General features: G+C 62.9%; 12 protein-coding genes. 4 read left to right on the plus strand and 8 right to left on the minus strand.

Going from position 1 to position 13,285, the window contains the following annotated elements; all coding sequences use genetic code 11:
• Positions 1–2,001 (minus strand): hypothetical protein, encoded by a 2,001-nt coding sequence (locus tag CK219_RS04425; RefSeq protein WP_095765488.1) that lies wholly within the window; start codon positions 1,999–2,001, stop codon positions 1–3.
• On the minus strand, positions 1,998–3,515 hold the full coding sequence (locus CK219_RS04430; protein ID WP_095765631.1) for an NAD(P)H-hydrate dehydratase: 1,518 nt from the start codon (positions 3,513–3,515) through the stop codon (positions 1,998–2,000). Before CK219_RS04430 ends, CK219_RS04425 begins: the two co-directional genes overlap by 4 nt.
• Before the next feature lie 346 nt (positions 3,516–3,861).
• Here CK219_RS04430 and CK219_RS04435 point away from each other — a divergent pair, with 346 nt between their 5' ends.
• Genes CK219_RS04435 through CK219_RS04445 form a run of 3 tightly spaced genes read left to right on the plus strand, consistent with a single transcriptional unit; the run spans position 3,862 to position 5,899 of the window.
• Positions 3,862–4,200, plus strand: coding sequence for a P-II family nitrogen regulator (locus tag CK219_RS04435; RefSeq protein WP_018428041.1), 339 nt, complete (start codon positions 3,862–3,864; stop codon positions 4,198–4,200).
• A gap of 51 nt (positions 4,201–4,251) precedes the next feature.
• Positions 4,252–5,661 carry a type I glutamate--ammonia ligase gene (gene glnA, locus CK219_RS04440; protein WP_095765489.1) on the plus strand — a complete coding sequence of 470 codons (1,410 nt, stop codon included), beginning with the start codon at positions 4,252–4,254 and terminating at the stop codon, positions 5,659–5,661.
• Positions 5,662–5,689: 28 nt separating this feature from the next.
• Positions 5,690–5,899: a hypothetical protein gene (locus CK219_RS04445; protein WP_095765490.1), complete on the plus strand. Its 210-nt coding sequence runs from the start codon at positions 5,690–5,692 to the stop codon at positions 5,897–5,899.
• 132 nt (positions 5,900–6,031) lie between these two features.
• On the opposite strand, the gene CK219_RS04450 is transcribed toward CK219_RS04445, so the two are convergent.
• Complete coding sequence (locus CK219_RS04450; RefSeq protein WP_095765491.1) at positions 6,032–7,069, minus strand: glutamine synthetase beta-grasp domain-containing protein; 1,038 nt, start codon at positions 7,067–7,069, stop codon at positions 6,032–6,034.
• A 310-nt stretch (positions 7,070–7,379) separates the two neighbouring features.
• Here CK219_RS04450 and CK219_RS04455 point away from each other — a divergent pair, with 310 nt between their 5' ends.
• Positions 7,380–7,574, plus strand: a complete 195-nt coding sequence (locus tag CK219_RS04455; RefSeq protein ID WP_095765492.1) for a DUF2735 domain-containing protein — start codon at positions 7,380–7,382, stop codon at positions 7,572–7,574.
• An 81-nt stretch (positions 7,575–7,655) separates the two neighbouring features.
• On the opposite strand, the gene CK219_RS04460 is transcribed toward CK219_RS04455, so the two are convergent.
• From CK219_RS04460 to CK219_RS04480, 5 genes are all read right to left on the minus strand, one after another.
• Positions 7,656–9,545: an MFS transporter gene (locus tag CK219_RS04460; RefSeq protein ID WP_095765493.1), complete on the minus strand. Its 1,890-nt coding sequence runs from the start codon at positions 9,543–9,545 to the stop codon at positions 7,656–7,658.
• 281 nt (positions 9,546–9,826) lie between these two features.
• Complete coding sequence (locus CK219_RS04465) at positions 9,827–10,291, minus strand: cupin domain-containing protein (RefSeq protein WP_095765494.1); 465 nt, start codon at positions 10,289–10,291, stop codon at positions 9,827–9,829.
• Positions 10,292–10,404: 113 nt separating this feature from the next.
• Complete coding sequence (locus CK219_RS04470; RefSeq protein ID WP_095765495.1) at positions 10,405–11,196, minus strand: ATP12 family chaperone protein; 792 nt, start codon at positions 11,194–11,196, stop codon at positions 10,405–10,407.
• Positions 11,197–11,299: 103 nt separating this feature from the next.
• On the minus strand, positions 11,300–12,175 hold the full coding sequence (locus tag CK219_RS04475; RefSeq protein ID WP_095765496.1) for a DMT family transporter: 876 nt from the start codon (positions 12,173–12,175) through the stop codon (positions 11,300–11,302).
• 43 nt (positions 12,176–12,218) lie between these two features.
• Entirely contained in the window at positions 12,219–13,199 is a 981-nt protein-coding gene (locus CK219_RS04480; protein ID WP_095765497.1) for an RluA family pseudouridine synthase, read from the minus strand.
• Between the last annotated feature and the right edge of the window lie 86 nt (positions 13,200–13,285).

Genomic DNA, 13,285 nt, shown 5'->3' on the forward strand with positions numbered 1-13,285 from the left:
CTATTCCTCGGCTGCCACCCCGAAACCCGCGCCCATGCTCGCGCGCGCCGTGGTCGCCCAAGGCGTGGCGTGATTATCGATGCGCATCTGGAAGATGAAATAGGTCGGCGAGCAGAAGCCGATGCCCCTGACCCTGGCGGCGCCCGGTGTGTCCGGCGGCAGCGACTGGCACATATAATCCTCGCGGCAGAAATGGTCAGCCGAGCAGGCTGGGCGGTTGCCGCGGTTGACCGAGCCGCCGAGACACTGGCCGAAATTGTTGGTGGCCACGCAGGTGTCGAACTTCTTGCCGCCGACCAGGCCGCAGATCTCGCTCGGCATCGGCTTGCCGGGCTTGAAAGCGGAGAAGGCGCGATCCTTGTCATCGCAAGCGCGATACGCGAAGCCTCCCGGAACGCCGATCTTCGGCGGCCGGCAGGTATAGGCAATGCGCGAGATCGCCGGCGCGAAAGCAGCGAATTGGCCGGTGATCTTGTAGCGATCGTTGAACGGCTGCGTCACGTTGCTGGCGATCGAGCCGGTGAGGCAAGGATGGCCCGAAAACATCGCGGGACTGTCTTTCGGCCGCAGGCATTGCGCCAGTTTGGTTCTCACCCCCGAAGCGGTGGCGATCGGTGTGCAGACCGTGCCGGCGCCGCATTGCCAGGTGCTGCCGAAGCGGCTTGCGTCATCCGGCATCAGGCATGGCATTGCCGTTTCGGCCGGCGTATAGGCGGGCTCGCCCGCATCCTTCCAGGCGGCGGGCGGCGCAAAGGAGAGCGGACGAAAACGATTGGGCTCCCTGGCTTCGGCCGTCGCCTTGAGCCACGCTTCGCGGCGCGGGATATCGGCGTGGAGATGCGGCGAGATGCCGACTTCGATACGGTTGAGCGGCGAGGTTGTGGCGTCGTCGAGACCGATGAAATGGAAGCCGGCGGTCGAGCCCGCCTGATGGCAACCCTGGCAGGCACCGTTGTCGAGCCGCTCGACCAAAGCGTCCGGCGTGCGCGCCAAGGTAAACTTCGAATAGTCGAGCCCGGCGAACTCCTTTGGGTCGAACAGCGGCGTGAACGGATGATTGGCTTGCCTTGCGCTGCCGAAAGTCGACCAGGAGACGACTTTTCGGGCGAGGAATTCGTCCGGGATTTCGTATACGCCGAGATCGACCGCAGCGGCATTGACGCGGACATAGTCGGCAAGCCGCGCTTTCAGATCGGCGTCCTCGGCAAGCCGGGCCGTGTCCGGCGTATTTTCCAGCGGCTTCTCACCGACCCTCGAACCATCGATGCTGAAGATGCGCATCAGGTAAGCGGCCTGCCCGCCGAACTCGGTTTCCTGGCCGGAAGGAAAGCGCACCACCTGCGCGTTGAGCTCGATCTGCTTGAAGGACAGCGAGGTCTTTTCGAGCGGCCCGCCGGTTAACCAGCCGGCATCGACCGTTTCGTCGAGCTGCGGCGTCCAGCGGCCGGCAGCGCCCACACAGCCACCGTCGACATCTTGAGCGACGCGGTATATGGCGCTGAAGTTGAACGGCAGGCGCGAGGCCAGTTGCTTGCCGTTCTTCTTGAAGCTGTAGGCCAGGCGATAAACGAACCGCACCTCGCCGCAGCTCGTCTCGTTGCCAAGCGTTGCGAAATCGCGTCGGTCGAGCCGGTTGACGACGCCGACAAGGCGGAAGCGCGCCGCATTCGTCTTCAGCCAGCGCATGTCGATGATGCGGCCGACATTGCCGTCGGTCACTTCGTAGAGAGAGCGGCCGCCGGCCTTCATCTCGGTGCGCAACGCGGCGACATCGCCGGCCACTGTGTCGACGATGGCGTGATAGGCTGGTGCCTCATCATAGAGGGATTTCAGATCGTCGCTGCCGTCGACGCCGAAGAGGTCGGCGAAGCCATATCCCCCGGCATCTAGTGCGGCGAGCACGCGTGGGTCGTCGATGATGGCAACCGGATGATCGGTGGCGCGCGCCGGCTGGGCAATGAAAGCGGCCAGGACGGCAACGAGCAGCCCCAGCCGCTTCATAGGACAGCGCTCTGCGCCAGTTCGCGAAGAACCGGCACCATGGCCAGAGGCAGGTCTTCCGCAATCAAACCCGGCCCAAAGCGGCTGCCGGCTTCGGCATGGATCCAGACCGCGGCGCAAGCCGCTTCGAAGGCCGGCATGCCTTGCGCCAGGAGCCCGGCAATGATGCCCGCCAGCACGTCGCCCGACCCGGCGGTGGCGAGCCATGGCGCGCCATTGCTATTGATCGCGGCGCGGCCCTCCGGCGAGGCGACCACGCTGTCGGCGCCCTTGTAGACGATCACGGCGTTGGCGCGCTGCGCGGCTTCGCGTGCCTTGGCCAGCTTCGACAAGGCCTTGTTGCCGGCAATGTCGGCAAACAACCTGCCGAACTCACCCTCATGCGGCGTCATGATCAACGCCGGCGCGTCCGGTCTGGCGGCCGCCTCGAACAGCGTCGAGGCCGCATTGCGGAAAGAGGTGATGCCGTCGGCGTCGAGCACGAGACCCTCAACGCCGCCGTCCTGCCGGTTTTTGGCGAGCACGGCGAGCGCGAAATCGCGCGCCTTGTCACCGATGCCGAAGGCGGGGCCGAGAACGAAGGCGGACGGCCGGCGATCGCCGATAAGATCATGCACATCCTCGATCGCGTCGACCTTGCGCAGCATGATCGAGGTCAGATGCGCTGCGTTGACCTGCATGGCGTTAGCCGGCGACAGCACGGTGACGGCCCCTGCCCCGCTTCTTGCGGCCGCAAGCGCTGCGAGGCGCGCCGCACCCGTCGCGGATGGTCCGCCTGAAAAGACGCTTGCATGGCCGCGCTTGTACTTATGCGTATCGACGGCCGGCGCGGGGAAGTTCGCGATCCAGAGCCCTGGCCGGTTCTCGAAGGCTCGCGGCGCGACCGAATCGATGATCTCGTCACAAATGCCGATGTTGGCCAACACGATCTCGCCGCATCGCCCACGGCCAGGCAGAAGCAGGTGCCCAGGCTTTTTCCGCGCAAAGGTCACCGTGAGCGCCGCGCGAAATGCCGAGCCGAGGATTTCGCCGCTCTCGCCGGAAACGCCCGAAGGCAGGTCGATCGCGACAACCGGCAGGTTCAGCCTGGTAACGGCGTCGACCGCGTCTTTGGCGTCGCCGGCGAGAGGCTTCGACAGGCCCGCACCATAGATGGCGTCGACAACCAGCGATCCAGCTTCCGCGGTGAAGGCTGAAAGCGGGTGCCGCTCCAGAGCGCAATCAGCCGCCGCGAGCGCGGCGTCGCTGCCTGCCTTCGGTTCGCCCGACGCCCACAGGGCCACATCGACGCCGGCCTCGGCCAGCAGCCGCGCCACGACGTAGCCGTCGCCGCCATTGTTGCCCGGGCCGCACAGCACGTGCACCTTCTTCGCGCCAGGATAGCGCGCCAGCACGACGGCCGCGACCGCCTCGCCCGCGCGTAGCATCAAGCGATAGCCGTCGAGCGGTCCGGCCGCGATTGTCAGCCTGTCGGCCTCGGCCATTTCGGCCGGCGATAGAAGTTCATTGCGCATGGGATTGCCGATCTCCATGCGATCAAGCATTGTCCAGTTTTCGGTTCGAAGCAAACCAGTGACCGCGCATTGTCTTGCAAATGCGGTCGCATCCGGGAGGAGTTCAGCCTGCAAATTGCGCTGTCTGCCCATTTTTTGCGCAGACGCGAGGAGGAGCGATGTATACGGTTTGGGCGTCCATGACGCATCCGATGCAGCCGATGACGCGAATTTGCATCCGGACGCGGCATGGGCGCGAAAACGCCCCTCACCGTCTGCGCTCCTCAGGATTGGCACGCTTCGTGCTTGATGAAGGCGCAAGCGGGGCACACAACCCGTCTTCTTGGCAGTGGAGGCCACTTTTTACATGAAAAAGATCGAAGCGATCATCAAGCCATTCAAGCTGGACGAAGTGAAGGAAGCGCTTCAGGAGGCCGGACTGCAAGGCATCACCGTCACCGAAGCCAAGGGTTTCGGCCGTCAGAAGGGCCATACCGAGCTCTATCGCGGCGCCGAATATGTCGTCGATTTCCTGCCCAAGGTGAAGATCGAGGTGGTGCTTGGCGACGAGGCTGTCGAAGGAGCCATCGAGGCCATCCGCAAGGCGGCGCAGACCGGCCGCATCGGCGATGGAAAAATCTTCGTCTCCAACATAGAGGAAGTCGTGCGCATCCGCACAGGCGAGACCGGCATCGACGCCATCTGACCAAAACCTACAATCCATTTTCCGGACGTCATCACACAGGGAAGAAATGACATGACGACAGCCAAAGACATCATGAAGCAGATCAAGGACAACGACGTGAAATTCGTCGACCTGCGCTTCACCGATCCGCGGGGCAAGCTGCAACATGTGACGATGGATGTCGTCGAGGTGGAGGAAGACATGTTCGCCGACGGCGTCATGTTCGACGGCTCCTCGATCGCCGGCTGGAAGGCGATCAACGAGTCCGACATGGTGCTGATGCCGGACACGGATACCGTCCATATGGATCCGTTCTTCGCCCAGTCGACCATGGTCATCCTGTGCGACATCCTCGATCCGATTTCAGGCGAGGCTTATAACCGCGATCCGCGCGGCACCGCCAAGAAGGCCGAGGCCTACATGAAGGCGGAAGGCATCGGCGACACCATCTATGTCGGTCCCGAGGCCGAGTTCTTCGTGTTCGACGACGTCAAGTACAAGGCCGATCCCTACAACACCGGCTTCCGTCTCGACTCGACCGAACTGCCCTCCAACGACGACACCGACTACGAGACCGGCAATCTCGGCCACCGTCCGCGCATCAAGGGCGGCTATTTCCCGGTGCCGCCGATCGATTCCTGCCAGGACATGCGTTCCGAGATGCTGACCGTGCTCGCCGAAATGGGCGTGCGCGTCGAAAAGCACCACCACGAGGTCGCCGCCGCGCAGCACGAGCTCGGCATCAAGTTCGACACGCTGGTGCGCAACGCCGACAAGATGCTGATCTACAAGTATGTCGTGCACCAGGTCGCCAACGCCTACGGCAAGACAGCCACCTTCATGCCGAAGCCGGTGTTCGGCGACAACGGCTCGGGCATGCACGTCCACCAGTCGATCTGGAAGGGCGGCAAGCCGACCTTCGCCGGCAACGAATATGCCGGCCTGTCGGAGAGCTGCCTCTATTACATCGGCGGCATCATCAAGCACGCCAAGGCGATCAACGCCTTCACCAACCCGCTGACCAACTCCTACAAGCGTCTGGTGCCGGGCTATGAGGCGCCGGTGCTGCTCGCCTATTCGGCGCGCAACCGCTCGGCTTCCTGCCGCATTCCGTTCGGCAACTCGCCAAAGTCGAAGCGCGTCGAGGTCCGCTTCCCCGATCCGGGCGCGAACCCCTATCTCGGTTTCGCCGCTATGTTGATGGCCGGCCTCGATGGCATCAAGAACAAGATCCACCCCGGACAGCCGATGGACAAGGATCTCTACGACCTGCCGCCGAAGGAGCTGAAGAAGATCCCGACCGTCTGCGGCTCGCTGCGCGAAGCCCTGCAGAACCTCGACAAGGACCGCGGCTTCCTGAAAGCCGGCGGCGTCTTCGACGACGATCAGATCGACAGCTATATCGAGCTCAAGATGGCCGAGGTCATGCGCTTCGAAATGACCCCGCACCCGGTCGAGTACGACATGTACTATTCGGTCTAAACTTCTGATCGGATAGAAAATTCTGCCCTTGGAAGGCACTCCCTTCCAAGGGCTTTTCATTTCTGAAGACGGGCTTTCGAGCCGGCGCGGCGCGTGCCGGCCGGGCTCGCGCACCGGCACCGCCGGCTGCTCGCATTTCTCCGGCGACATCTTCCTCGCCTTGGTCAACAACGACGGGAACCGCACGCCCGCCCTGCCGCACGCCAAGATGGTGGCAGCGCTCAAATCGCGTGCGTGATTGCCGCCTGACGGTGGCGGCAGACTGGCCTGTATTGCCGGCTCTCCCATGCAAAAAGCCCCAGCGGGTTTCCGCTGGGGCTTTTCTAGCGTGCCCATCGCGCCAGGGGCCTGCGCCCTGGCAAGCGAGGAATCAGGCGGCGGCCGAAACCGCGGCGGTCGAAACCTGCGAGATCGTCTTCAGCACCTGCGAGGCGATCTGGTAGGGGTCGCCCTGCGAGTTCGGGCGACGGTCTTCCAGGTAGCCCTTGTAGTCGTTCTTGACGAAGGAGTGCGGCACGCGGATCGAAGCGCCGCGGTCGGCGACACCGTAGGAGAACTTGTTCCACGGCGCGGTTTCGTGCTTGCCGGTCAGGCGCTTGTCGTTGTCCGGGCCGTAGACCGCGATATGATCCATCAGGTTCTTGTCGAACTGCGCCATCAGCGCCTCGAAATAGGCCTTGCCGCCGACTTCACGCATGTACTTGGTCGAGAAGTTGCAGTGCATGCCCGAGCCGTTCCAGTCGGTGTCGCCGAGCGGCTTGCAGTGGAACTCGATGTCGATGCCGTATTTTTCGGTCAGACGCAGCAGCAGGTAGCGCGCCATCCAGATCTGGTCGGCGGCCTTCTTGGAGCCCTTGCCGAAAATCTGGAATTCCCACTGGCCCTTGGCCACTTCGGCGTTGATGCCTTCATGGTTGATGCCGGCGGCGAGGCAAAGGTCGAGATGTTCCTCGACGATCTGGCGGGCGACATCGCCGACGTTCTTGTAGCCAACGCCGGTGTAATACGGACCTTGCGGGGCCGGGTAGCCGCTCTCGGGGAAGCCAAGCGGACGGCCGTCCTTGTAGAAGAAATATTCCTGCTCGAAGCCGAACCAGGCATCCTCGTCGTCGAGGATGGTCGCGCGGCTGTTGGATTCATGCGGAGTGACGCCATCGGGCATCATGACTTCGCACATGACCAGAATGCCGTTGGTGCGGGCCGGGTCCGGATAAAGCGCGACCGGCTTCAGCACGCAATCGGAGCTGCGGCCCTCGGCCTGGTTCGTGGAGGAACCATCGAAGCCCCATAGCGGCAACTGCTCGAGCGTCGGGAACTCGGCGAATTCCTTGATCTGGGTCTTGCCGCGCAGATTGGGGACCGGTGTGTAGCCGTCGAGCCAGATATACTCGAGCTTGTATTTGGTCATTCTAGAGCCTCTCGTTGCTTGATCACCGCCAAATGGTGGCGACGCTCGGCCGGCTCGAGCCGGCCTGCCGACGGTCAAAAAGCAATTCGTATGCCACTCGGCCTTCGCGGGGTGCGGCAAAATGGCCATGGCAACGCTTTGATTTTGTTGAGCCGTCTCAGCAATGCGACTGGATCGTTCAGGTGCCGGTTTTGCTTATAAAATAGGCATTTACTGATCTTTTTGTAAGCATATTGCCTAAAGGAATCGCAGGACATATTTTGATGGGAAGGTGAATCGGTACGCTCCTGAAAAGGCGAGGAGATCGGCAATGCAAGTTACGCCATCGCGGCCGTCGGCAAAAGTCCTGCTGTTCCCGCTCGCAGCACGCAAGTCTGCCTCAAATTTAGGCGCCAAGGCCAAATTCGCGGCAGAACTTGCAGCGCTTCGCGGCGCGCACGCCGACTTCGACGGCTGGTACCACGAAGCGGCGATCGAGGAAGAGAACCAGCAGCGCAAGAGCTGACCGCTTTCTTCCAATTGGGCATGAAAAAACCCGGCGTGATCGCTCACGCCGGGCTTTCTGTTTGAGCGGGATGACCCGGGGTCATTCCTTGGCGTGCAGGTCTGTGCCGAGCGTATCCCTGACGAAGATCATGCCGATGATAAGCGACATTGCCGCGATGATAACCGGGTACCAGAGACCGTAGTAGATATCGCCCTTGTAGGCGCTGAGCGCGAACACCGTTGCCGGCAGCAGACCGCCGAACCAGCCATTGCCGATGTGGTAAGGCAGCGACATGCCGGTGTAGCGGATGCGGGTCGGGAACATCTCGACCAGGATCGCGGCGATCGGTCCATAGACCATGGTGACGAACAGCACCAGGATGAACAGGATGCCGATCGTCAGCGGCCAGTTGATGGCTGCCGGATCGGCAGTCATGGCGAACGGACCGCCGCCCGGGATGTTGTAGACGGTGACTTCCGGCGCACCAGCCGCCTCGTCCTTGGTCAGCAGCTTGTCGGCGATCGCCTTGTCGACCGGAACCGTCGCCTTTTCGCCGCCGCGGATGGCCGCGGCATCGAGCTTGAGTTCGGGATTCGCCGCGATGAAGGCGTCGAGCTTCTGGTCCGGAACCTTGGCCGCGGCGCGCTTCAGCGGATAGCCGCCGTCCCGCAGCGCCATGTTCACCGCTTTCTGGAAGGCCGCCTCCTTGGCCTTGGCCTGATCGCCAGCGGCAACGGCATCATAGGACGCCACCGTCTCGTTGCCGATCTTGACCGTGGCAGCCGTGCCGGGCGCTGCCGTCGCAACGACGTCGTAAGGCACCGAGTTCTTGGTCAGGAACGACGTCGCGATATCACAGGACGTCGTGAACTTCGCCGTGCCGACAGGATTGAACTGGAACTTGCAGTCGCCGGGCGCCGCCGTCACCGTCGCGCGGGTGTTCTGCTGCGCGGTGGCCAGAGCCGGATTGGCGGCCCAGGTCAGAGCCTTGAACAGCGGGAAGGTGCAGACGATGCCCAACGCAAGGCCTGCCATGATGATGGGCTTACGGCCGATCTTGTCCGACAGCCAGCCGAACACGACGAAGAAGATCGAGCCGACGGCCAGCGCGATAGCGATCATGACGTTGACCGACCATGCGTCGACCTTCAGCACGTTCTGCAGGAAGAACAGGGCGTAGAACTGCCCGTTGTACCAGATCACGGCCTGGCCGGCGGTAAGGCCGAGCAGCGCCAGAAGGGCGATCTTGGCGTTCTTCCACTGACCGAAAGCTTCCGTTAACGGCGCCTTGGAGCCCTTACCTTCCTCCTTCATGCGCTGGAAGGTCGGCGACTCCGAAAGCGACAGCCGGATCCAGATCGAGATGGCGAGCAGCAGGAACGAGACGATGAAGGGGATGCGCCAACCCCAACTGGCGTAGGTCTCCTTGCTGAGCGAGCCCTGGACGATCAGGATGACGATCAGCGACAGGAACAGGCCGAGCGTCGCCGTGGTCTGGATCCAGGATGTGTAGTAGCCGCGTCGGTCGTCCGGCGCGTGTTCGGCGACGTAGGTCGCGGCACCGCCATACTCGCCGCCAAGCGCAAGGCCCTGCAGCATGCGCAGCCCGATCAGGATCACGGGCGCCGCGATGCCCCAGCTGGCATAGCCGGGCAGCAGGCCCACCAGGAAGGTGGACAGGCCCATGATCGTCATAGTGACGAGGAAGGTGTATTTGCGGCCGACGAGATCGCCGATGCGGCCAAACACGAGCGCGCCGAACGGACGCACAAGGAAGCCGGCGGCAAAGGCCAGCAGCGCGAAGATGTTGCGCGTCGCTTCGGGAATCGCCGGGCTGAAGAAGGTCGAGCCGATGAAGGCGGCCAGCGAGCCGTAGAGATAGAAATCATACCACTCGAAAACGGTACCGAGCGAGGAGGCGAAGATGACCTTCTTCTCCTCCCGCGTCATGCCGCGGCTGGTTCCGCCGGCGGTCGAAGCCATTGCCATTGATATATCCTCCCGTGAGATCCCGTCTGTCCTCGATGGCTGCGCGCCACCGTCCGCGCTCCTGCGAACGCGGACTCAAAAACGCAGCCAACGAAGGAAAAATGACAGAAAGGGCGGGCGAAAGGCACCGCGACGATGGGATTATGACTTTGGTATTAGGTGCGCTGCGAAAGCTGAGTGCAGCACTTGGAGCGGATCATTTCCGGCACCGGGCCGCAAATATCGCCGATCGAATGTGTCTTCTTGGAAAGGAAGCGTTTCTCAAGATGCATGGCCAAGCGTCAGCGATTGATCGCCACCGTCTCGTCGTTGATTATCCCAAGGCGTGCTTCAATCAATGCGATCTCGTCGGGCGCGTCGGCGCCAGAGGCCTCTATCTCCATGAAGAGTTGCTCGAAGCCACCCGGCGTCACTATTGCGAACATCTGCCCGGGCTCGTCGCCAATGTTTCGCCAACTGTGACGCACGTGAGGAGGCAAAACAACGACGGCGCCTGGAGGGGCATCGAATTCCTCGTCACCACATTGGAAACGATAGATCCCGCGTATCACCCGAAAAACCTCGGTCTCTCGGGTGTGAGTGTGAGAGGCCGGGCCTTTCCCGGGTGGGGTGAAAGTTTCCCACATCCCGAATGCGCCGTTCGTCTCGGCGGCAGTGGCATGGATTACAACTTTTGCGCCATGGGGCGCTTTAGCCAGGCGCTCCCTGCCCGGCATTGAGGTTACCGCATTCCGAAAGTCTGACATTGCCGCCCCCCGATTGCGCGGCGAATAATAGCATAGGATCGGTTGCCGGATAGCTGTCAGTGGCCAAGCGGTATTCTGAACGGAACCCGTTGTGCGGCGTTCCTGAAGTTACTTTAGCCCTGCAGCGCCTCGAGCAGGCTGACCGCCGCCATCATGTCGCGCTTGCGCGCCGAGCGGCGCGCCAGGGCCTCAGCATCCTGGCCCCAATGCTCGATCTGCCAGTCCTCGTCGACATGGCCGGCCGCCCAGGCTTCCTCGGCGTCGAGCTCGCCGAAATCGACAGCCAGCGCGAGCAGCGCCGAACCGGTCAGCGCGGTCATGACATGGATGGCGGCCAGCCGCAGCGGTTCCGAGCGCTGGCCAAGATGCGCGCCGAGAACGGCGATGGTCTCGCGGGGCTGCTCGACATGGACGACGCCTTCGGCAAGGTTGAAGCGTGCGCCGAGATGGCCGCGCGCCCAGTCCAGCACCGGGTCCCAATGCTTGTTCTGGCGATCGACCAGGCCTTGCGGGCCGTCGGCGCGGTAGCAAAGAAGATCGGACGAGGCGAAGCGCAGGATATCTTCGAGCACCGCCTGCGGATCGGAGGCGACGCCGTCGATGGCGGTGTTCACCAGCCGCATGATAGGCATTGTCACGGGATCAATGACTTCGCCTTGCGCGCTGAATTCAGCGGCCACAAGTGCTGCAGCCTTTTCGGTCGGCAGCACCATCACAACCTTGCCCGGCGTGCGCACGGGGCGGCCGTCCAGATGAACGGCAAAGCCATTCTCGACAGGAGCCACCGAAACAGCCTTGTAGAAACGCTTCGGCAGCGGCGTCTTCATCTGGATCTGGGCGCGGCGCACAGGATCGGGATCCGAAAGCAGCTTACCGGCTTCGAGGTCTTCGAGGATGTCGCGCATGCCGAACTCCTTAAAGCAATTTGAGGAAAAGTGTGAAGCGGTTTTGCGTCCGCAATCGCGTCAACATAAATCGATAGGGCAGCTTGCCGTTCCGCGAGCTGATCTATGGTGTGGGTTGTCTGCGCGCCGGGCGATTGACGATGATCAGCCCGGCGGCAATCAGGCCGAGCGCCAGGAAAATCCTGGTCGTCGGCAGCTCGCCCAACAGCACCGCGCCGCAAAGGACGCCGAACACCGGCGACAGAAAGGCGAAACTCGACAAGCCGGCCGCCGGATAGCGCGTGAGCAGCCAGAACCACAACACATAGGTGAAGGCGACGATATAGAAAGACTGGAACAGCAGCGCCAGTGTCGGCAGGACGGCAAGCGCGCGGATGGGCGGACCGGCGAAAGGCATCACCAGCAGGCCGACGACGGCGGCGCCGGCCAGCTGATAGAGCAGCAGTTTCTCCGCGCGCGTCTCGACCAGCCTCGATCGTTTGATGACGATGCTTGTCGCTGCCCAGAGAATGCCCGAGCCGAGACTGAGCAGATCGCCGGTCAGTGTCGCGCCGCTGCCGGCAGTGATGCCGTCGGAGAAGACCGCCGCCAGGCCGCAGAAGGCGAGAACAAGGCCACCGAGCTTGCGCGCATTGATACGCTCGCCAAGCAGGAAATGTCCGCCGATCAGCACCCAGAACGGCATGGTGTTGACCAGGAGCGTGTTGCGGGCAACGGTCGTGTATTCGAGGCCGATATAGAGACACAGGAACTCGACGCCGAAGAGCACGCCGACGACGATACCGGCGGCCAGCGTCCGATCCGCTTCGAAGAGCTTGATGCCGCGCAGCCGGCACCAGGCGAACACGCAGGCTCCCCCGATGAGCGAACGTGCGATCGAGACGAAGACAGGGTCGTAGCCGGAGTATGACACCTTGGCGGCGACATAGTTCAGCCCCCAGGAAAAGGTCAGCCCGACCATAATGGCGGCTGCGGCCATATCGACTGCATCGCGTCTGTCCAATGCGGGGGCGACAGCCAAGTCAGTCTTCCGCGCTCTGGTCGTCGAAGCCGATCAGGTTCCAGCTCTGGCGCATATGCGGCGGCATCGGCGCCGTGACGTCGATGACGCCGTGGTCCGGATGCGGGATGATGATGCGGCGCGCATGCAGGTGCAGGCGGTTTTGAATGCCGCCCGGGAAATCCCAGTTGGTATCGGCCTCGAAATATTTTGGGTCGCCGATGATCGGGCAACCTATGTAGGCGGCGTGAACGCGAAGCTGGTGCGTGCGGCCGGTATAGGGCTCCATCTCCAGCCAGGTCATCGTCTGCGCCGCCTGCTCGATGACACGGTAGTAGGAGACGGCGTGGTCGGCGCCCTTCTCGCCATGCGCAGCCACGCGCACGCGGTCGCCATCTTCCGTCGGCTCCTTGATCAGCCAGGTCGAGATCTTGTCCTCGCGCTTGGGCGGCACGCCCTTGACCAGCGCCCAGTAGGTTTTCTTGGTCTCGCGCGCGCGGAACGCCTCCGACAGCTTCATCGCCGCAAGACGGGTGCGGGCGACCACCAGCACGCCGGACGTGTCACGGTCGAGGCGGTGGACGAGGCGTGGCTTCTCGCCCTTCTTGTTGCGCCAGGCCTCCAGCATGTCGTCGACATTGCGGGTGACGCCGGAGCCGCCCTGCACGGCGAGCCCCGCCGGCTTGTTGAAGACGAAGACTTTCGAGTCCTCATGCAGAAGCATCTTGGCGAGCACGTCGGCATCGCCCTGGTTGCGGATCGAGTGGCCGGTGAGCGGCGCATCGCCCTTCTTATCGACGTCGAGCGGCGGAACGCGGACAGACTGGCCGGGCTCCACACGCGTGTCGGCCTTCACCCGGCCGCCATCGACCCGGATCTGCCCCGACCGAAGCAACTTCTGCAGATGGCCGAAGCCGAGGCCCGGATAATGGACCTTGAACCAGCGGTCGAGCCGCATGCCCGCCTCACCGGCCTCAACCGTGATCTGTTCAACACCTGCCATGACTTTGCTTTTCCATTCGAAAGCGGCGCCATAGCACTAAGGCGGACAGGTTGCGAGCCAAAGGCCCAACAAAGCGCGATAATTAC

It is taken from the genome of Mesorhizobium sp. WSM4313, assembly GCF_002294725.1.
Taxonomy (GTDB): domain Bacteria; phylum Pseudomonadota; class Alphaproteobacteria; order Rhizobiales; family Rhizobiaceae; genus Mesorhizobium.

Coding starts and splice junctions, on each gene's coding strand:
- CK219_RS04425 (WP_095765488.1), bottom strand. CDS start 2,001: ATGAAGCGGCTGGGGCTGCTCGTTGCCGTCCTGGCCGCTTTCATTGCC.
- CK219_RS04430 (WP_095765631.1), bottom strand. CDS start 3,515: ATGCGCAATGAACTTCTATCGCCGGCCGAAATGGCCGAGGCCGACAGG.
- CK219_RS04435 (WP_018428041.1), top strand. CDS start 3,862: ATGAAAAAGATCGAAGCGATCATCAAGCCATTCAAGCTGGACGAAGTG.
- glnA (WP_095765489.1), top strand. CDS start 4,252: ATGACGACAGCCAAAGACATCATGAAGCAGATCAAGGACAACGACGTG.
- CK219_RS04450 (WP_095765491.1), bottom strand. CDS start 7,069: ATGACCAAATACAAGCTCGAGTATATCTGGCTCGACGGCTACACACCG.
- CK219_RS04455 (WP_095765492.1), top strand. CDS start 7,380: ATGCAAGTTACGCCATCGCGGCCGTCGGCAAAAGTCCTGCTGTTCCCG.
- CK219_RS04460 (WP_095765493.1), bottom strand. CDS start 9,545: ATGGCAATGGCTTCGACCGCCGGCGGAACCAGCCGCGGCATGACGCGG.
- CK219_RS04465 (WP_095765494.1), bottom strand. CDS start 10,291: ATGTCAGACTTTCGGAATGCGGTAACCTCAATGCCGGGCAGGGAGCGC.
- CK219_RS04470 (WP_095765495.1), bottom strand. CDS start 11,196: ATGCGCGACATCCTCGAAGACCTCGAAGCCGGTAAGCTGCTTTCGGAT.
- CK219_RS04475 (WP_095765496.1), bottom strand. CDS start 12,175: ATGGCCGCAGCCGCCATTATGGTCGGGCTGACCTTTTCCTGGGGGCTG.
- CK219_RS04480 (WP_095765497.1), bottom strand. CDS start 13,199: ATGGCAGGTGTTGAACAGATCACGGTTGAGGCCGGTGAGGCGGGCATG.